Below are 19,076 nucleotides of genomic sequence, written 5' to 3' on the forward strand. Positions count from 1 at the left end.
CGCCGTCAGAGGCGGGGATCCTCCGTCTGCATGGGCAGCTCGACGGTGAAGGTGGCGCCCTTGCCCTCGCCGTCGCTCTCACAGGAGAGGCTGCCGGCCATCTCGATGGCGGACAGCGCGCTGATGTGCAGCCCGAAGCCGTGGCCGTTCTTCTTGGTGGTGAAGCCTTGCGTGAAGAGGCGCGCCAGGTTCTCCGCGGGGATGCCCATGCCGTTGTCGGACACCTGGATGCGCAGCCGGTCGTCGGGCGCGGGCTCCACGCGGATGGTGATGCGCTTGTCCGGCCTGCCACTGTCCCTCAACGCGTGCCGCGCGTTGCTCAGCAGGTTGAGGATGATCTGCAGCAGCTTGTGCCGGTCCAGCAGGATGGGCGGCACGTCCGCGTACTCGCGGTGCACTTCAATCCCATGGCGGGAGAAGGAGACGGACTGCAGGCGCAGGGCGTCGTCGATGAGCCGTGTCACCGACATCAGCTCCACCATGCCGGCGAAGCGCGCGTGCTCCTGCTGCATGCTGACGATGGATTTGACGTGCTCGAGCCCCTCGGTGAGCGTCTGCTGCTCGTTCAGGAGCGCCTGCTGCTCCTCGGTGAACTGGTCCGCCAGGGCGCTGAGATAGGCCGGGAGCTGCCGGCCGCGCGGATCCGTGGTGAGGAAGGTGCCCAGGTCCGCGGAGTGCTCGCGCAGCAGGTCCGCGGAGCGCACCAGTCCGCTCACCCGCAGGTTGCGCAGGCGCTCGGTGACGAGGTTGGCCGAGACGTTGACGCTGTTGAGGGTGTTGCCCACGTTGTGCAGCAGGCCAGTGGCCACCTCGGCCATGCCCGCGTGGCGGGAGACGTCCAGCAGGCTGCGGTGCATCTCACTGAGCTTGAGCTCCGCCTCCTTGCGCTCGGTCATGTCCCGCCCGAAGAGGTTCGCCCCCAGCGGCCGGCCATCCTCGCCGAAGACGGCGTTGTAGGAGATGTCGGTGACCCGTGTCCGGCCCTCGCTCACATAGGTGTCCTCGAGCCTCACGCGCTGCCCGCGGAACGCCTTCTCGAGGAGCTGCCGCAAGCCCTTCTGGTGTTCCGGGGGGGCGTGGGCGAGGAGGGGCTCACCCGGCACCGGCTCGATTCCGTAGCGCTCGCGGAAGGCGCGCCGCATGGCCGAGTTGGCGATGATGAGCCGCCCCTCCGCGTCCACCGAGGACACCTCGTCATCGGTGTTCTCGATGAGGCTCTGCAGCTTGCGCTCGCTCTCGCGCAGGGTGCGCAGCGCCTGCTCGCGTGCCGCGTGGGCCTGGTTGCGCGCGGCCGTGTGCAGCCAGCTCACCGCCCAGATGCTCATCATGCAGATGGCGGCGCTGATATCCACGATCCACAGGTTGCCCTCGTGGATGGGCTCGGAGCTGCGGGCGAGGAAGAGGATGGGGTGGATGAAGCCCACGAACAGGGCCACGGGCAGGGTGAGGATGAACCCCAGGCGCGCCCCCACCAGGTACACCGACATCGCGGGCAGGAGCATGCTCGCGGCGTGCGAGGCCGAGGAGGCCCGGTTGCTGGTGATGCAGGTGAGCACGAACGCGGCGACGATGGTCGAGCAGACGATCAGCGCGGAGAGCTCGTGGGAGGCGCGCCGCCGCAGCAGCACCAGCGCGGCCGCGTTCATGGACAGGGAGAAGAGCCCGATCGTGGCGTGCATCACGGGCTGGGGGCTGAAGGGCACGGCGAGCAGCACCACCCCATCGAGCAGCATCAAGCCCAGGGCGATGCACACCAGCAGGCGGCAGCGGCTCAGATCCTCCGGGGCGGCCTGGCGCAGCGGCTCCGACAGGAAGACGTCCAGCCGGGAGAGGATCCACCCCCCCAGCCGCTGATTCCAACGCCCCTGTCCATGGGGCCTCGGGGGCTCCGCGGCTGCTTGTCCCGCCTGGATGCTGGAAGTGCTCGACATGTCGAAGGTGCGTTTCCCACGCCCGCGCCCGCGGACGGTCTGGCCACAATCATACACCGCCAGTGTGAAGGACCCGGTGACCCTGTTGCGGATACCCCGAGGGGCGTGCCTGCCTGGAGCGCACCCGGGAGTGCTCCCTGGCGCGATCTGTTTCGGATCCAAACCTCCGGGACAAGTGTTCCGTGCGAGAGACGCCCGCCTGCTCGATATTAGGGAGGTGATGGGGGGAGGTTGCCCGGGAGGGGCGTTGCACATGAGGCGTGAGACCGGCGCCGACCCGGCAGAGGTCGGGGCCGAACTGGAGCTGGAGCGGAGACTCGGACTGGCGACCCCAGCCGACAGTGTGCGCGGGATGTTCTTCCGCAGCGTGCTGGAGGTGATGTGGGCGCTGGGGGACGAGGCCTCCGTGGATCACTGTGTCGAGGTGTGCGGGAGGCGCAAGTTCGCGGACTTCACCTGCTACCCGACGAGCGACTTCCTGCGGTTGGCGTGGACGGCGGCGCGGCTGCTGGGCAACGGGTACGGGGATTTCGCGGGGGCGATGCGGGCGCTGGGGCGCCGGGCCGCCACGGACTTCTTCGCCTCGGCCACGGGCAGGCCGTTGCAGACGCTGCTGGCGGGTGAGCCGAGGAAGCTGTTGGACAGCCTCCCCATGGCGTACGCGGCGGCCTCGGCGAATGGCGGCCAGTGCGTGGTGGTCTGGTCGCATTCGGGCAGCGCCCTCGTGCGGCTGGAGCGGGACTTCCTTCCCCGTGCCTATGTGGAGGGCGCGCTGGTGGCGGCGCTCGAGGTGGTGGGCGTGCGCGAGCCCCGGGTGTGGAGCCGGGTGCTGGGGCCGCTCTCCAGCGAGTACGTGTTGTCCTGGGGGTGAGCCGGGAGGCCGGGTGTAGGATGGGGCCATGCAGCTCGCCATCCCCCAGGCTCCCCGACGTGTTCCCCTCTCGAAGGTGCCCGGTGCCATCGCCCGGTTGGTGCGTGGAGGGGTGCTGGGACTGGTGCTGATGGCGGTGCTCGGCGCGGGCGCGAGGGCCCTGGGCAGCTTCGTGGTGGAGGAGCTGGACTTCCTGTCACGCGCCCAGGAGCTGGACGGCCAGTTGGCGGCGCTGACGCTGCCACCCCGGGGCGAGCGCGAAGGCGCCGAGGCCACGTTGGAGGTGCTCTACGCCGTGGGCGAGGTGCGGTACTCGGCCAGCGGGGTGCGCACGGATGCCGAGTACGCCGAGGGCCTGGGACCGGGGGCTCGCGTCCTGCTGCTGGTGGATCCGCAGGTGCCGGACAAGCCCCGGGAGGCGAGGTACGTGCGTGCGCGAGCGAAGACGCTGGAATTGGCGCCCTGGGGCCTGGGGCTCGGGGCGCTCGTGGGCGTGGGCCTCTTCGTGCGGGAGCTGCGGCGGACGCTGCGCGCGGAGCTGGAGCCGCTGCGCAAGGGCATGCTGGTGTGGCTGACCCCGGACGGCCCGCTGCCGGAGTCACGCCGGGAGGTGCTCTTCCCGGCCAGCTACTGGAAGCAGGACCAGAAGCACGCGGTGCGCGCGCGCCTGCGCTCCGGCCGGGCACCGGTGCGCAACGGAGACAAGGTGCTGGCCGCGGTGCTGTCCTCGCTGCCCGGAGAGGCCCGTGTCATCGACGAGGAGCTGGCACGGACCCTGGGGTGGGTCCGCTGAGGGGGGCGAAAATTTGCGGGGGCAGGGGGGCCGTGACACACACCTGTAGCCCTCTCCGTCCTTGGAGGACCGAACATGCTCCCGCGCCTCGTCCTGCTCATGGCCCTGCTGTTGCCGATCGCCACCCAGGCGAAACGGGATCCGGCCGAGACCGCCTACCAGGAGGCGCGCCGGTCCTATTACGCCCTCAAGGATGACGCCGCGCGGCGCAAGTTGCGCCACAACTGGCTCAATGTGGCGGCCCGGTTCGAGGCCGTGGCCAGCCACCATCCGAAGAGCTCCCGGGCCCCGGACGCGCTCTACACGGCCGCGGAGTTGCTCAACGAGCTGAGCCGCATCTCCTTCGTCCCCGAGGATCAGCAGGCGGCCATCGCCGACTACACCCGCCTGGTGGAGTCCCACCCGAGGCACCGGCTGGCGGACGACGCGGCGCTGACGCTCGCGCGCATGTACTTCGAGCGGATGGATCAGCCCGAGGCCGCGCGTCGCGTCATCACCGGCAGCCTCAAGGCCAACCCCAAGGGTGATCGCCTCCGGGAGCTGAAGGCGTTGCTGGCCTCGCTGCCGCCGCCTCCCGCGTCCAAGACGCCAGCGCCCGTGCGTGAGAAGGCCCCGGTCCGGACTCCGGAGCCCGCGCCCGCCGTGGCCTCGAGCCAGCCGTCCAAGCCGGCCGCCTCGGAGCCGCTCCCGGTGATCCGTGTCGACCTGTCCAAGCCGGCCGAGCCGCAGCCGGCGCCCGCGCAGCAGACCGTGGCCTCCGCGACGGCGGAGGAGCGGCCTGTTACGTCGCCGTTGCTCGATGCCATCGACCGGACCTCGCGGGAGCCCGCTTCCACGCAGCAGGCGACGCGGCCGGGGCCCGCCCCGGAGCCGAAGCCGGCGGCGGTGGAGCCGGTGAAGGTGGCAGAGCAGCCCGCGAAGCCGGCGGAGCAGCCCGCGGCGAAGCCGTCGGTGGTGGAGCCGGTGAAGGTGGCAGAACAGCAGCCCGCGAAGCCGGCGGTGGAGCCCACGAAGACCGAGGTGCTCGCGTCGAACAAGTCCGTCACCGCTCCGGTGGACGAGCATGTGGCGCAGGCCCGGCTCAAGGCGGCGGCCAAGGCGTCCAACCACGCCGAGCTGACGCTGGCGGAGCAGCTCGGGCTGAAGGTGCGCCGGGTGGTGATCGACGCGGGGCATGGTGGCCATGACACGGGCGCCATCGGCCGCAAGGGGACGCGGGAGAAGGACGTGACGCTGGCCATCGCGCAGAAGCTGGCGCGCGAGCTGCGTGACCGGGGCCTGGAGGTGATGCTCACCCGCGATGGGGATCGCTACCTCAAGCTGGAGGAGCGCGCGCGCATGGCCAACGAGATGAAGGGAGATCTCTTCATCTCCATCCACTGCAACGCGGCGCCCACGTCGAAGCTGCGCGGCATCGAGACGTATACGCTCAACACGTCGGCGGACCGGTACTCCATCCGCCTGGCGGCGCGCGAGAACGCATCCTCGGAGAAGGGCATCAGCGATCTGCAGTTCATCCTCGCGGACCTGGCGACCAAGGCCAACACCGAGGAGTCCACGCGGCTGGCCACGCGGGTGCAGAAGAACCTCGTGAGCCACCTGTCCAGCCGCTACAAGGGCGTGAAGGATCTGGGCACGAAGGAGGCGCTCTTCTACGTGCTGCTGGGCACGAGGATGCCGGCCATTCTCGTGGAGACGGCCTTCCTGTCCAACGCCGAGGAGGAGAGCCGCCTCGCCTCGGACAAGTACCAGGAGGACGTGGCCCAGGCCATCGCCCTGGGCGTGGAGGACTTCCTCGGCCGCCGTCAGCTGGCCAAGGTGCAGGTGGACTGAGTCCTTTCACTGAGCCCTTTCAAGGAAGTGACAGAATATTCCCTCTCCCCTCGGGAGAGGGTCAGGGTGAGGGTATCTGTCCCTGTTCTTCAATCCATGGACCCCAGTGTGGACAAGGGGTTCAACCCGGGATTCGAGGCACCCTCACCCCGTCCCTCTCCCGGAGGGCGAGGGGAGATGGACGCGTTGACTGAAGGGGCTTAGCGAGGCCGCAGTTCCTCGACGAGGAGTTGGAGGAGCGCCCGCACGCGGGGCACCGACTGCCGGCCGGGCACGCAGAGCGCGTGCACGGGTGGGCCTTCGGCGGCGTGGTCAGCGAGCACCTCGACGAGCCGTCCGTCCCGGACACGTTCGTCCAGCATGAAGTCGAGCACCTGGCAGAGGCCCGCTCCCGCGGCCGCGAGGTCCAACAGCGCGGGCCCATGGTCCACGTCGATCGTTCCACCGGTGCGTATCGTTTCCGCTGAACCTCCGGGCTCGCGGCGGAACACCCACTCGCGGGCCATGCCTCGCGGGAGGATGAACTTGAGGCACTGGTGGTCCACGAGCGCGTCCGGGTGCTGCGGCGTCCCATGGCGCGCGAGGTACGCGGGAGCGGCGAGTGTCACCCACCGCGTGCGCAGCAGGAGCTGTCCCACGAGGCTGGAGTCCTCGAGCGCGCCGATGCGCAGCGCCACGTCTATCTGCTCGTCGACGAGGCGGCTGAGGCGATCTCCGAGGCGCACGTGCAGGGTGAGTCCCGGGTGGCGGGCCTGGAGCCGGGCAAGCCGGGGCAGCAGGAGCGGGCCGAGGATATAGGGCAGCGTCACGGTGAGAGGGCCGCGGGGCGCACGCTGTGCCTGCGCCACGAGCTCGCGTGCCGCGTGCACCTGGGCCACGGCCTCGCGGGCCCGCTCCAGGAAGGCCTCGCCCTCCGAGGTGAGGGCCACCTGCCGGGAGGTGCGCTCCAGCAGCCTTACCCCCAGATCCGTCTCCAGCTTCTGCACGGCCTTGCTCACCGCCGCCGTGGAGACACCGAGCCGCTCGGCGGCCCGCCGGAAGCTGCGCTCCTGGGCGACGTGGACGAAGGGGAGGATGCCAGCGAACAGGTCCATGGGCCTCATCATCAACCTGGGGTTGACGATGGTTCAACCCGGGTGGGCTCGATCAGCATCCGGTTGACGGCTACCTTGATCATGTCCGGCGCCAACACAGGGGGCGCCCCACGGAGGAACAGCCATGAAGATCGCGGTTCTCGGTACCGGAATGGTGGGTGAGACGATCGGGAGCAAGCTCGTCGCGCTCGGGCACGAGGTGAAGATGGGCTCGCGCTCGGCCAACAACGAGAAGGCGGCGGCCTGGGTGAAGAAGGCCGGCGCCAAGGCCTCGCAGGGCACGTTCGCGGACGCGGCGGCCTTCGGGGAGCTCCTCTTCAACTGCACGTCGGGCTCGGGCTCCCTCGAGGCGCTGAACGCCGCCGGAAAGGAGAACCTCGAGGGGAAGATCCTCCTGGATCTCTCCAACCCGCTCGAGTTCTCCAAGGGCATGCCGCCGACCCTGTTCGTCTCCAACACGGACTCGCTCGGCGAGCAGATCCAGCGCGCCTTTCCCGAGCTGAAGGTGGTCAAGACGCTCAACACCATCAGCGCCAACGTGATGGTGGACCCCGCGCGCATCCCCGGCGAGCACGCCGTGTTCGTCTCCGGCAACGACGCCGAGGCGAAGGGCCAGGTGAAGCGCCTGCTCACCGAGTGGTTCGGCTGGAAGCAGGTCATCGACCTGGGCGACATCACCACCGCGCGTGGCACCGAGAGCTACCTGCCGCTGTGGCTCCGCCTCTGGGGTGCGATGGGCACCCCGGACTTCAACATCCAGATCGTCAAGAGGGGCTGAGCCCGCTCAATTGAGCATGCGGCGGGTCTCGCCCTGGACCTGCGTGTCCGGGACGGGCGGTTGGCGGGCGATCTGCTCGCTGGCGGCCTGGAGCACCTTCTCCCGCGCGCTCTCGGGATCCCGGAAGAAGTGCGGCGTCCACAGCCGCACCAGCTTCCAGCCCTGGCCCTCCAGGATGGCCGTGCGGAACAGATCCCACTCCACCGGGTCCGCCGCCTTCGGGTAACGCGTGCCATCGCACAGCACGCCCACCGTGACGTCCCCGGCGCGACGGGGATGGTGCAGGGCCACGTCCACGCAGAAACCGTCGTTGCCCCAGTGCACGTCCGAGGACACGCCGTGCGTCCGCGCCAGCTCCTCCGCCAGGGCCCGCGCGAAGGCCGAGCCCGCTTCCGTCTCGCGCTCGTGCACCACCGGCTCCGGCCGCTCCCGTGCTTCCTCCGGCTGTTCGGAATCGCTCGCGTACCGCGCCGTGAGCCGCTCGGCGTACTGGAGGTAGGCGAAGAGTAGCCAGCCCCCGTTCGGCTTGCGGCCCTGTTCCACCGGAGGCAGCGCCGAGTACACCTCGCGCGGGATGGACGTCACCAGGTGCACCTGTTGCCGTGCCCGCGTCACCAGTACGTTCAGCCGCCGCCCTCCGCCCGCGCTCCCCAGCGGCCCGAAGCGCCGGTAGAAACGCCCCTTCGCATCGGGGCCGTACGTGGTGCTGATGATGATGTGATCCCGCTCGTCTCCCTGGACGTTCTCCAGGTTCTTCACGAAGAGCCCCTCGAACGAGCCCTCGCCGCGCCGCACCCGTGCCGCCGCCAGCTTCGCCGCGAAGTCCGCGTCCGCCGCCGCCAGCTCCTCCAACACCTCGGTGATGGCGTCTCGCTGCGTCAGGTTGAAGCACGCCACGCCGATGGACGGAGGCTCCGGCTGGGAGAGCAGTTCCTTCACCAGCGCCCCCACCGCCCGTGCCTCCACGAGGTTCACCCGCTTCTCGTACAGGCCTCCGGCGTGGACGAGCCGCAGCGGTGCGTGCTCCACCCGGTTGGACGGGTGCCCCGGAATGGCCTGCAGCCGCGAGTCATAGAAATGCTCGTTGCTGAACCCGATGAGATCCGCGTTCTGTGAGCGGTAGTGCACGTCCAGGTAGCACTGGTCGATCTCCAGGTTCAGCGCCGCGCCGAGCAGATCCTCCACCTCGGACTGCTGATCCTCGAAGAGGCCCTGCTCGTCCTCGGCGTCCAGCTCCTCCTGGCTCTGCACCACGGCGGACTCGAAGAAGCGCGTGGGAGGCAACTGCTTGGGATCTCCCGCGATGACCACCCGCTTCGCCCGCGTCAGTACCGGCAGCGCCTCCTCCAACCGGCACTGCGAGGACTCGTCGAAGATGACCACGTCGAAGAGCTCCCGACGGGGGAAGATCTGCGCCACCGTCTGGGGGCTCGCCATCCACACCGGCCGCATGTCGAAGAGGGGATCCCCTCCCTCGACACTCGCGCCCGCGGCGATGACCTGGCGCACCCGCAGCGCGCGCTCGCCCCGCAGCAGCAGGCGGCGGCGCAGCTCCGCGCCCAGCCCGTTGAGCCGTCCTCCCGTGGCGGCCAGCAACCGCTCGCGCTGGCACTCCGTCCAGCGGTGGAGGATGACGTCACGCACCAGCTCGCGCTTGCGCCCTTCCAGGGCCCGGTAGCGCGTCTGGCTCGCGTGGATCCGATCCGCGTCGATGTGCTGGAGCACCGGGCTCTCCCGCACCCGCGCGGACACCTCGGCGGCCAGCACCGCCTTGCGCACCGCGCGCCAGCCGTTCTCCGCGTCCGCTCCGGCCAGGGCCAGCTTCTCGGCCGCCATGCCGAGCGACGGAGGCAGTCCCTCCACCAGGGTCTGGATCCGCAGCAGTCCCTCCACGCTGGACAGCCGCGCCGCCAGGGACGAGACGAGCGGCTGCACCTGCTCGCCCGCGCGCAGTGCCCGGCTCCGGGCCACGCGCCACTCGGAGGAGAAGAGGCCCACCTCGGCGAGCCGGGACTCCAGCCGGACCACGGCCTCGCTCCGGGCGGCGGACTGGCGCAGGCCCGCGAGCAGGCGCGTTCGTGCGGCGTCATCGGCCTTCAAGGCGTCCCGGACGGTCTGCCGACACGAGGCGAACACCGGCCGCTCCAGCTGCAACAGCACCTCGAAGAGCGCGGCATGGGTCCTCAGGCCGCGGGCGAGCGCCTCGTCCGGGAGGGGCCCGGTGGGGCCAGGAGCGAGGACCGAGTGATGGAACTCGGTGAGCAGGACCCGTGCGCGCACGCCCGTGAGGAAGCGGGAGACGCGCTCGGCGGTCTCGGCCCCTACGGCGAGCCCGAAGCGCCGGAGCACCTCGGCGGCCTTCGCCCGGCGGGTGAAGAAGAAGAGGAAGCGGTACCACTTGCGCGCCACCAGCAGCCAGGTCGCCAGGAACGCCAGGGACTGGCCCAGGGCGCTCAACCCTTGCGGCTCCGAGCGGTGCACCAGGGCCAGCTCCGTGTCCAGCGGGCCCTCGTTCAACACCTGCACCTGCGGCGCCAGGCCCTCGAGCTGGGTCTTCGTCGCCTGCACGGCCTCGGACATGGACGAGGCCCAGCGTGCCAGCCACTCGGGACGCGCCTCGCTCAGGACACGCTCCAGCTTGTCGGCGAGCTCGGCACGCGAGCGGCCCTCGGCGGCCACGTCTCCCGAGGGAGAGAAGGGGGGGACGTCCGGCGAGGCCTGGGCATCCGCCTCGCGCGCGGCCTCCACGGCGGACGCCATGCGCTCGCGGTACGTGGCGAGCGGCGTGGACAGGTAGTCCTTCAGCCCGGCCCCGAGTGAGGTGCGCCAGGGGTTATCCGGGTAGCCCTCCTTGCCGGCGCGCTCCAGCACCTCGCGCACCTCGCGCTCATGGGGGCGCGATTCGGCCAGCCGGAAGTCACCGAGGGACTCGGTCGCGCGGGCCAGCGAGCCGAGGGCTTCCTGGCCGAACCATTGGCCCACCAGCTCGTGGAAGGAGGGCTCGGTGCCTCCGGCGGGGCGCTCGGAGAGGGCGCGCTCGGCGGAGGACAGCTCGTCGTGGAGCGCCTGCATCTCGGTGTCCACGCGGGACAGCTCGGCCTTGGCGGCGGGGTTGACCTTGGACTCGGTGAGGTTGTCGAGCTGCTCGCGAATGCCGAGGTAGAGCTCGCGCTGATCCCTCTGCGCGTCATGCACCACGGCGCACAGGGAGCCGAGGCCCAGGTGCTCCAGCCGGTGCTTCACGACATCGAGCGCGGTGCGCTTGTCGCAGACGAGCAGGACGCGCTCTCCGCGAGCGAGGTGGTCTCCGATGGCGTTGGCGATGGTCTGCGACTTGCCGGTGCCAGGAGGCCCGTGAACGACGAGGCCCCGGCTGCTGCGCGCGAGCCGCACCGCACGTGACTGGCAGGGATCCGCATGGGAGACGAGCCGGTCCTCGCCCGCGCGCAAGGTGCCCTGGGCCGTGATGTCCTTCCTGGGCGAGCCCTGGGCGCCGAGGGAGATGCCCACGCGCAGGAAGCTCTCGATGGGGCCTTGGACGGGCTCGCCGTCCACGAGGGCCCGCATGTCATCCACGAGGCTCTGGTTGGACAGGGGATAGAGGCCGAGCACGGCGCACGGAAGGATGGCGGTCCCCGCCGAGGTCTCGTCCTCGGAGCGTGGGGTGGGGGAGAGGGGCGTCTCCGCGGAGAGGGGAGCGGGGGCGGGCAGCTCGAGAGCGCTGGCCACGGCGGCGGAGAGTTCGTTGAGCTCGCGCCAGGGATCCTGGCCCGACTCGTCGGTGAACAGCTCTCCGAGGCGCTTGCCGGTCTGCCGCTCGACCCAGGCGATGAGGGCGGTGTTGGGCATGACGCGATCCGCGCCATCGGCGGCGGACTCGAGCTCGAGGCCTGGCGTGCGGCCCTTCTTGAGGGTGAGGCGCACGGGGATGAAGGCGATGGGCGCCAGGACTCGCTTGGTGCTGGTGACGCCTCGCGAGTCCTTGGTGTTCGGGGGCAGGTGGAGCAGGGGGAAGCCCACGTGGAGCACCTGGGCGCCGGTGTCCTGCTCGAAGGTGCGGGCATCTTCGGCGATGGTGTTCAGCTTGCGCAGCAGGGCCTGCCGCTCGTCGTCCTCACGTTTGGATGGGGAGTCCGTGGCGTCCTTGGAGGCGCTCGGGGTGCGCACGGAGAGCTTCACCGTGGCCTTGTCCCCGAGGAGTCCGGCCAGGACGGAGTGGGGCGAGGTGCCATCCAGCCGGCTCAGCAGCGTGAGATCCACGCGCTGGCGGCTATTGTGGGGACGGCAGTTGATGCTCGGGCCCGACGCGAGCGAGGCGTACAGACGATCGAGCATCTTCTCGAGGAAGCGGTTGCGAGGCTCCGACGACAGGGCGCACCTCCTGGGGTGGAGGCACCTCTATCACAACGGCACGAGGTCTCCCGACGGGAGCGCTCTCGGTCGAACCCACTCCTAACGAGGAGATGCTGCGTCCTCCAACACCACCGCCTTGCCCACCACTTCCAGCCGCGCTCTGTCGCCTGGGCGAAACGCCGCCTCCGGCGTGCCGCGCACCGTCAGCTCCATGTCTCCACACCGGACGGTGAACACCACGCTGTAGCCCTGGAACTCACGCGTGAGCACCTCCGCGAGCACGGCGCCTGTTTGCGCCACCGCGTTCGTGTCCGCCGCCAACCGTAGCGCCTCTGGCCGCAAGGACAGGAGCACCGGGCCCTGGGCGGGCGCCATCAACGGGAGATTGCCGAGCGCCGTTCGCGCCTCGGTGCCGGAGGCGCTGCCGGGCACCTGGTTGGTGCCCCCGAGGAACGAGGCCACGAAGGCCGTGCGCGGCGTGAGGTAGAGGGACTCGGGCGTGCCGAGCTGCTCCACCTTGCCCGCGCGCATCACCGCCATCCGGTCCGCGAAGGCCATGGCCTCTTCCTGGTCATGGGTGACGAGCAGCACCGTGGTGTCCAGGGACTTGAGCACCCGGCGCACCTCCAGGCGGGTGGAGGCACGCAGCGCCGCGTCCAGGCTGGAGAAGGGCTCGTCCAGCAGCAGCACTCGCGGCCCCGGCGCCAGGGCCCGGGCGAGCGCCACGCGCTGCTGCTGGCCGCCGGAGAGCGCGTGCGGTGCTCGCGCCTTGAGGCCCCCCAGCGCGAACAGATCCAACAAGGCGCGGGCGCGTGCCACCTGATCGCGGCGCGGCAGGGCCCGCAGCCCGAAGGTGACGTTGTCCAGCACGGACAGATGCGGGAAGAGGGCGTAATCCTGGAACACCATGCCCATGCGCCGCTGATCCGGCGGAACGAATGCTCCCGGGCCGGCGAGGACGCGCTCCTCGAGTTGGATGGAGCCCGTGTCCGGCCGCTCGAAGCCCGCGACGAGCCGCAGCGTCGTCGTCTTGCCACACCCGGAAGGGCCCAGCAGGGCCAGCGTCTCGCCCGGCTCGAGCGCCAGGCTCAGGCCGTCCACCGCCGGGGTGCCGCCAGGGGTGTAGCGGAGGGAGAGCTGATCGAGCGAGAGCAGCGGCATCGTTCCTACCCCGACACCTGGGACGAGCGCGCACGCTCCTCCTGGGAGAGCAACAGTCCCACGCCCAGCGCGGACACGGCCAGCAGCAGCAGCGCGGCGGGCGCGGCCTGGGCGAACTGTCCCTCCGCCGTGGCGCTCCACACGCGCGTGGCGAGCGTGTCGAAGCCGATGGGCGCCAGCAGCAGCGTGGCCGGGAGTTCCTTCATGGCGGTGAGGAAGACGAGCGCCGCGCCGGCCAGCAGCCCCGGCGCCATGAGCGGCGCGGTGATGCGGCGGAGCACGGAGGGAGGCGAGTGTCCCAGCGTGGCCGCGGCCTCCGCCAGGCGCGGAGAAAGCTGGAGCAGCGCCGCGCGCACCGTGCCCACCGCTTGCGGCAAGAAGCGCACGAGGTAGGCCAGGAGAAGCATGGCCAGCGTGCCGTAGAGGAAGGGCGCCGCGTTGATGCCGAAGAAGACGAGTGACAGCGCCAGGACGATGGGGGGCAGCGCGTAGCCCACGTAGGCGCTGCGCTCCAGCAGCATGGGCAGCCGCCCCGGGTAGCGCGCCCCCAGCACCGCCAGCGGCAGCGCGGCCACCACCGACAGCACCGCGGCCAGCCCCGAGGCCAGCACGGAGTTCACCGCCGGCCCCCACACGCCCGCCTCGTCCGAGGCCACCCCGCGCGCGGCCCAGTACACGAGGATGACCACCGGCAGCCCCACCCCGAGCGAGACCACCCCGCCGCACAGTGCCAGGGCCGGAATGCGCCAGCCCCCCAGGCGGACTGGCGCCGTCGCACGGGAGGTCCCCCTGGCGCTCCGATGGTAGCTGGCGCGTCCTCGCACCCATCCCTCCAGCGCGAGGACGGCCACCGTGACCGCCACCAGCGCCAGCCCGAGCAGCGCGGCGTAGGCGCGATCGTAGGCACCTTCGTACTGCATATAGATGATGCGGGAGAACGCGTCGTACTGGACCAGGGCCACCGCGCCGAAGTCCGACAGCACGTAGAGCCCCACCAGCAGCGCCCCGGAGGCGAAGGCCGGCCGCAGCAGCGGCAGCGTGACACGCCAGAAGGCTCGCGCGGGTGTGAGCCCCAGGCTTCGTGCGCTCTCCAGCAGCGCTGGATCCTGCGCGAGCAGCCCTGCTCGGAGCGCGAGGAAGAGGTAGGGATAGGTGGAGAGCGTCAGCGCCAGCAGTGCTCCCGGAAAGCCGTACACCGGCGGTACGGGCAGGCCGAGCCGGGCCAGGGGCTCTTCCAGCGCTCCGCCCGTGCCGAAGGCCGCCAGCAGCACGTAGCCACTGACGAACGTCGGCAACGCCAACGGCAGGCAGAGGAGTGCCGTCCAGATGCGCCGTCCCGGCAGGTCCGTTCTCGTGGTCAGCCAGGCCAGCGGGAGCGAGAGCATGGTCGCGCATCCCGTCACCGCCAGCGCCAGGCCCAGCGTGCTTCCCAGCAGCCCGAGCGTGCGGGGCCGGAAGAGGAGCTCCCACGCCTCCGTGGTGGCGCCTGTCGCGCGTACGACGAGATAGGCGGCGGGGAGCAGCGCGAGCGCCGCCACCCCGAGCCCAGCGGCCAGCAGGGGCCTGGAGGCACGGCGTGACATGATTAGAGGACTCCTGTCTCCTGCAGCAGCTTCAGCGTTCCCTTCAGATCCTCCAGCTTCGAGAGATCCAGCTCCGGCGAGCCCACCTTGCTCAACGCCGGAAGCGCCGGGGCCGCCTCCACCCCCGCCGCCAGCGGGTACTCGTACGTCTCCTTCGCGAAGTGCTGCTGCGCCTGCTGCTCCAGGAGGAACGCCACCAGCTTGCGCGCCGCCTCCGCCTGCTTGGAGCTCTTCAGCACCCCCACGCCCGCCACGTTCACCAGCGTCCCCGCATCCCCAGGCGCCAGGAAGTGGTTCGCCACCGGCAGCCCCTCGCCCTTGTCCTTCTTCGCCGCGTACAGGTAGTAGTGGTTGACGAAGCCCACATCGATCTCGCCCCGCGCCAGTGCCTCGATGATCGCCGCGTTGTTCTTGTAGGTGCGCGGTGCGTTGGCCTTCATGCCCTCCAGCCACTGCTTCGCCGCCGCATCTCCCTTCATCAGCCGCAGCGCCGTCACGAACGCCTGGAAGGAGCCGTTGGTGGGCGCCCAGCCGACGCGGCCCTTCCACGCCGGGTCCGTGAAGCCCTGGATGCTCGTGGGCAGTGCCTCCGCCTTCACCTTCTTCGTGTTGTAGGCCACCACGCGGGCCCGGCCGCTCAAGCCCACCCACATGCCCTCGGGCGAGCGGAAGCGCCCATCCACCTTCTCCAGCAGCTCCTTCGGCAGCGGCTGCAGCAGCCCCGCGCGCGCCACCGCCCCCAGCGCCCCCGCATCCTGGGCGACGAACACGTCCGCGGGAGACTTCGCCCCTTCCTCCAGCAGCGTGGCGGCGATCTGCGGCGTCTCGCCGTAGCGCACCTTCACCTGGATGCCTGTCTTCTCCGTGAAGGCCTTGTAGACCGGCGCGACCAGGCGCTCATTGCGCCCGGAGTAGATGGTCAGGGTCTCAGCCGCGCGCGCGGTGGGCGCGAGCAGCAGGGCAAGCAGCAGGGTAGGCAGCAGACGGGTCATGGTCGCCGCACCCTATTGGATGCCTCCTGGCGCCGCCGCTGAATTCATGGCGGGGAGGCTTGTAGGCCACAGATCGTACCAGTAGGGGACGGGCGGCCGTCGGCCTCGAGGCGCTTCAGTCGCGCGAACCACCAGGGACCGCCCGCCGCCGGAGCAGGGCTCGTCCCGCCACGAGCAACGCCCAGAGGGAAGCCGAGGCGCCTCCGGTGCTGGTACAGCCACCTGCCACCGGCTGCTCCGGCTCCACGGGGAGCTCCGGCTCCCTGGGTATGTCCTGGATGTGCACCGTCGAGGTGAGCGTCAGGTCACCGATCTGGACCGCGACGGCGCCGGCATGGGGGCCTGGCGTCGTGCCGGCGGTGAACAGACCGGTGTCGGTGATGCTTCCGGCCTCGGCGCGCGCCGACCAGTGGTGCTCCAGGCCGTTCACCTCGTTGCCGAAGGCATCCTCGGCGCGGAGCGTGAACTGGAACGAGCCGCCGGGCCGCAGTTCCAGTGAGCTCGGCGAGAGCGAGGCGAATGCCAGCGGGCCCGGTTTCACGTCCACGGAGACCGAGGCGCTCAGACCCAGGGCGCTCACCTGCACGGTGTCGGCATAGGTTCCCGCGCGCGAGCCCGCCGTGAAGGTGCCTCCCGGGGTGATGGTGCCGCCCCCGGCCACCACCTGCCAGACGGGCTCCAGGGCCACCTCGTTGCCGTGTGCGTCCTGACCCCGGGCGATGAGGGCCTGGGACGCGCCCACCGGCAGTGCGATGGATTGGGGGGAGATGATGAGCTGGGCCAGTGCACCCGGCTGGACGGTGAGCGTGGCGGCCGCGGTCACGCCGCCCATCTGGGCGCGGATGACGTCCGTGTAGGTGCCCACCCGGGTCGTCGCGGTGAGCGAGCCCGTGGCGTCGAGCGTGCCCGCGGACTCGGTGGCGAGGCTCCAGGTGACGGCGTCGGAGCGGAGGTTGCCGTGCGCATCCTCGACCCGCGCGGTGAAGCGGACCTGGCCTCCTGGTGCCAGCGTGGCGGACGGAGGGCTGAGCACGATGCGCTCCGCCTCGCCCGGCTCGACGGTGAGGGTGGCGGTGGCCGAGAGCCCTCCCGCGACCGCGCGCACCGTGTCCGTGTAGGTTCCGGCCAGGACGTCCGCGGTGAACACGCCCGCGGCGTTGATGCTCCCTCCGCCATTCTCCACGCTCCAGACGGGAGGAGAGATCGGGGTGGTATTGCCGTACGCATCGCGCGCGGTGGCGGTGAAGGTGACCTGTCCCCCGGGAAGCACGGTCGCGGAGGCCGGCGTGAGCTCCATCACGGTGGCGCTCCCGGCGGTCACGGTGACGCTCGTACGGACCGCGTGGTCGCCCGCGGTGACCTGAATGGTATGGGCGTGGAATCCCGCGGTGGTGCTCGCGGTGAAGACGCCCGCGCTGTCGAGGCTGCCGCCGCCGTTCTGGAGACTCCACTCCAGGGGGGATGGAACGGTGTTTCCGCAACTGTCGGCGGCGAGGGCGGTGAAGCGCTGCTGTTGCCCCGCGGGAACGCTGGGGTTCAGGGGCGAGAGGCTCACCTGGGCCACCGGGCCCGGAGTGACGGACACCTCGGCGGTCCGCGAGAGGGTACCCGAGCGGGCGGTGACCGCGCCGGAGTAGGTGCCGGGGGTGCAAGTCGCGGTGTAGCCGCCAGCCGAGGTGATGGTGCCCGCCCTCGTGCTCCAGGTGATGAGGTCCGGGCGCGTGTGGCCACAGGCATCCGTCACGCTGGCGGTGAATGACTGTGAGCCTCCGGCCGGGAGGGTGATCCTGCTCGGGGTGAGGCGGAGCTGGGTCGCCCTGCCGATCACGATCGTGACGTCGGTGCTGGCGGACAGGCCCGTATCCGTGGTGACGGTGATGGCGGAGGTCACCGTGCCGAGGTTGCAGGAGGCAATGAGGAGACCCTCGTCCAGGAGGGTGCCCGCCTCGGGGCGGGCGCTCCATGTGAAATGAATCCCGGGCAGCAGGACGTTCAGAGCGTCGTAGGCGCGGGCCGAGACGGAAACTCTCGCTCCCGCTTCCGCGGTGACCGCCGCGGGGGCAAGTTCCACCCACGCCAGGGCGGGGGTCTTGGAGGCATGGGCGCCCAGGTCCGTGCCGTCGCTGGCCATCCTCCGGCAGGTCGAATCCTCCGTCAGGTTGAAGTCCTCGTAGGAGGCGAAGGGAAGGGCGGAGTAGAAGCTGTAGGGGCCTGGACTGACCCCCTGATAGGAGACGGAGTTCAAGGAGAGCGCGTTGTTGTAGAGCGTGACCGTCCCGGAGCCACCGCCCTCTCGCAAGATACCCATGTAGCCGCGGGCCAGGATGCTGTCGCGCAAGGTCAATTGGCTGCCTGTCCGGCCCGAGGAGCGGATCGTGATGTACGAGTCGTAGGTCGTCAGGTGGTGCAGCTCGGCCGTCCCCCCATCGAGGTTGACCCCGTACATGGAGGTGGAGAGGACGAGGGTGTAGCTCATGGAGAGCGAGCCGCTGAAGACGTTGACGCCGTACCTGCTGTTCTCGAGGCGGCTGTCGGTCAGGGTGACGGACGTAGAGCCCCCGCGGACCGTCAACCCGCTGTAGGTGCCGTCAATGATGGCGCCCGTGATGTGGGCCGTGCCTCCATTCACTTCCACGCCGTACCAGGGAGCGGAGCCTCGGAACGTCACGGGAGCGGTTTTCGTGTCCTGCACGTGGAGCGTGCCGTAGGAGAGCAGTTCCACCTTCGTGTCGACTCCCAGGTTGGGACTGTCTCCCGGGCTCGAGGCAATCACTTCCACGCCCGGATCGATGGTCAACGTCACGCCCGTGGGGACCAGCACATCGCCCGTCATGACGTAGGGACTGCCCGCCAGGGTCCACGTCATATTTTCGGTGAGCCGCCCCTGGACGGGGGTCTCCGCCCAGGCGCTGCTCGCCGCCAACGTCATCATTACCGCCAGGACCGCTCTCATTGTCCGACTCTCCCGCACCCAGAACGGCCGATGGGACGGAGAGCCCACACGTTTATTCTCCCTTCTTCTTCATCCTCGAGCACGTGAAGACGGGCAGCATGCTCTTATGGATGGCTGGGACCCATGACCTCTGACTCCATGACCGGGCTTCTCCCATTCGAGGGAGGCGGCTCATTCCCCGTTCAATATGATCTCGACCATGGCGGGCATCACTACTACGTCCGGTACCGCCACTCCTGGCTCACGGTCGATGTGGACGACGAGGAGGTGGTCTCCCTTCAACTCGCTCCCCAGGACGATGACGACGGGGAGTGGTCGGATGAGGCCACCAACGTGTACCTGCATCTGCTGAGTGATGCGATTCGGAGTGCCTCGCTCGAATCCGTGACGCTTCCCACGAAGAGCGAGCTTGCCTCCCATCCGCTGTTCAAGAAGGGGCCGATTCCCCGTTATCACATTCTCGTTTGCGGAATGGCTCACCCTCACAGCCTGGAGTGCTATAGCCAGGAGAGCTACGCCGCCTGCGAGCTCGATGCGCAGGGACGTCCTTCGAGGAGTGGGTAAACACCCGCAACTGCCCTCGAACGCTCTCAAGAGTTCTCACCGGCTGCCTCTGGCGGCGGGTTCGATTCTCGCCGCCTCCAATAGAGGATGCCCGCTGCCTCGGGTCGAACCCACTCCTAACGAGGAGGCGCGGATCGCCTTGGGGGACCAAATCGGTTCTTGTTGGACCA

General features: G+C 70.1%; 12 protein-coding genes. 5 read left to right on the plus strand and 7 right to left on the minus strand.

Features of this window, described 5'->3' with window-relative positions:
• Positions 1–5 precede the first annotated feature (5 nt).
• Positions 6–1,931 (minus strand): ATP-binding protein, encoded by a 1,926-nt coding sequence (locus BO221_RS33510; protein ID WP_083681748.1) that lies wholly within the window; start codon positions 1,929–1,931, stop codon positions 6–8.
• A 253-nt stretch (positions 1,932–2,184) separates the two neighbouring features.
• Between BO221_RS33510 and BO221_RS33515 the strand changes: the two genes are divergently transcribed.
• From BO221_RS33515 to BO221_RS33525, 3 genes are all read left to right on the plus strand, one after another.
• On the plus strand, positions 2,185–2,802 hold the full coding sequence (locus BO221_RS33515) for a DUF2378 family protein (protein WP_073564932.1): 618 nt from the start codon (positions 2,185–2,187) through the stop codon (positions 2,800–2,802).
• A gap of 28 nt (positions 2,803–2,830) precedes the next feature.
• A complete protein-coding gene (locus BO221_RS33520; protein WP_073564933.1) occupies positions 2,831–3,595 on the plus strand; it encodes a DUF3592 domain-containing protein in 765 nt (254 codons plus the stop codon).
• A gap of 75 nt (positions 3,596–3,670) precedes the next feature.
• Positions 3,671–5,428: an N-acetylmuramoyl-L-alanine amidase gene (locus BO221_RS33525; RefSeq protein WP_073564934.1), complete on the plus strand. Its 1,758-nt coding sequence runs from the start codon at positions 3,671–3,673 to the stop codon at positions 5,426–5,428.
• Between the two features lie 200 nt (positions 5,429–5,628).
• Here BO221_RS33525 and BO221_RS33530 read toward each other — a convergent pair whose 3' ends face one another.
• Positions 5,629–6,522: a LysR family transcriptional regulator gene (locus tag BO221_RS33530; protein ID WP_073564935.1), complete on the minus strand. Its 894-nt coding sequence runs from the start codon at positions 6,520–6,522 to the stop codon at positions 5,629–5,631.
• 124 nt (positions 6,523–6,646) lie between these two features.
• Here BO221_RS33530 and BO221_RS33535 point away from each other — a divergent pair, with 124 nt between their 5' ends.
• The gene (locus tag BO221_RS33535; RefSeq protein ID WP_073564936.1) at positions 6,647–7,300 is read left to right on the plus strand and encodes an NADPH-dependent F420 reductase; all 654 of its coding nucleotides are present in this window, start codon (positions 6,647–6,649) and stop codon (positions 7,298–7,300) included.
• Positions 7,301–7,306: 6 nt separating this feature from the next.
• Here BO221_RS33535 and BO221_RS33540 read toward each other — a convergent pair whose 3' ends face one another.
• The 5 genes from BO221_RS33540 to BO221_RS33560 all read right to left on the minus strand — a co-directional run bounded on the left by BO221_RS33540 (position 7,307) and on the right by BO221_RS33560 (position 18,342).
• Complete coding sequence (locus BO221_RS33540; RefSeq protein ID WP_233166366.1) at positions 7,307–11,635, minus strand: AAA domain-containing protein; 4,329 nt, start codon at positions 11,633–11,635, stop codon at positions 7,307–7,309.
• Between the two features lie 117 nt (positions 11,636–11,752).
• Positions 11,753–12,814 carry an ABC transporter ATP-binding protein gene (locus BO221_RS33545; RefSeq protein WP_073564938.1) on the minus strand — a complete coding sequence of 354 codons (1,062 nt, stop codon included), beginning with the start codon at positions 12,812–12,814 and terminating at the stop codon, positions 11,753–11,755.
• A gap of 5 nt (positions 12,815–12,819) precedes the next feature.
• Positions 12,820–14,397, minus strand: coding sequence for an iron ABC transporter permease (locus tag BO221_RS33550; protein WP_073564939.1), 1,578 nt, complete (start codon positions 14,395–14,397; stop codon positions 12,820–12,822).
• 2 nt (positions 14,398–14,399) lie between these two features.
• The gene (locus tag BO221_RS33555; protein ID WP_073564940.1) at positions 14,400–15,389 is read right to left on the minus strand and encodes an iron ABC transporter substrate-binding protein; all 990 of its coding nucleotides are present in this window, start codon (positions 15,387–15,389) and stop codon (positions 14,400–14,402) included.
• A 115-nt stretch (positions 15,390–15,504) separates the two neighbouring features.
• On the minus strand, positions 15,505–18,342 hold the full coding sequence (locus tag BO221_RS33560; RefSeq protein ID WP_143195828.1) for a hypothetical protein: 2,838 nt from the start codon (positions 18,340–18,342) through the stop codon (positions 15,505–15,507).
• A 123-nt stretch (positions 18,343–18,465) separates the two neighbouring features.
• Here BO221_RS33560 and BO221_RS33565 point away from each other — a divergent pair, with 123 nt between their 5' ends.
• Positions 18,466–18,906, plus strand: a complete 441-nt coding sequence (locus BO221_RS33565; RefSeq protein ID WP_073564942.1) for a hypothetical protein — start codon at positions 18,466–18,468, stop codon at positions 18,904–18,906.
• The last annotated feature ends 170 nt before the right edge of the window (positions 18,907–19,076 follow it).

The organism is Archangium sp. Cb G35, assembly GCF_001896145.1.
Classification (GTDB): Bacteria; Myxococcota; Myxococcia; order Myxococcales; family Myxococcaceae; genus Archangium; species Archangium violaceum.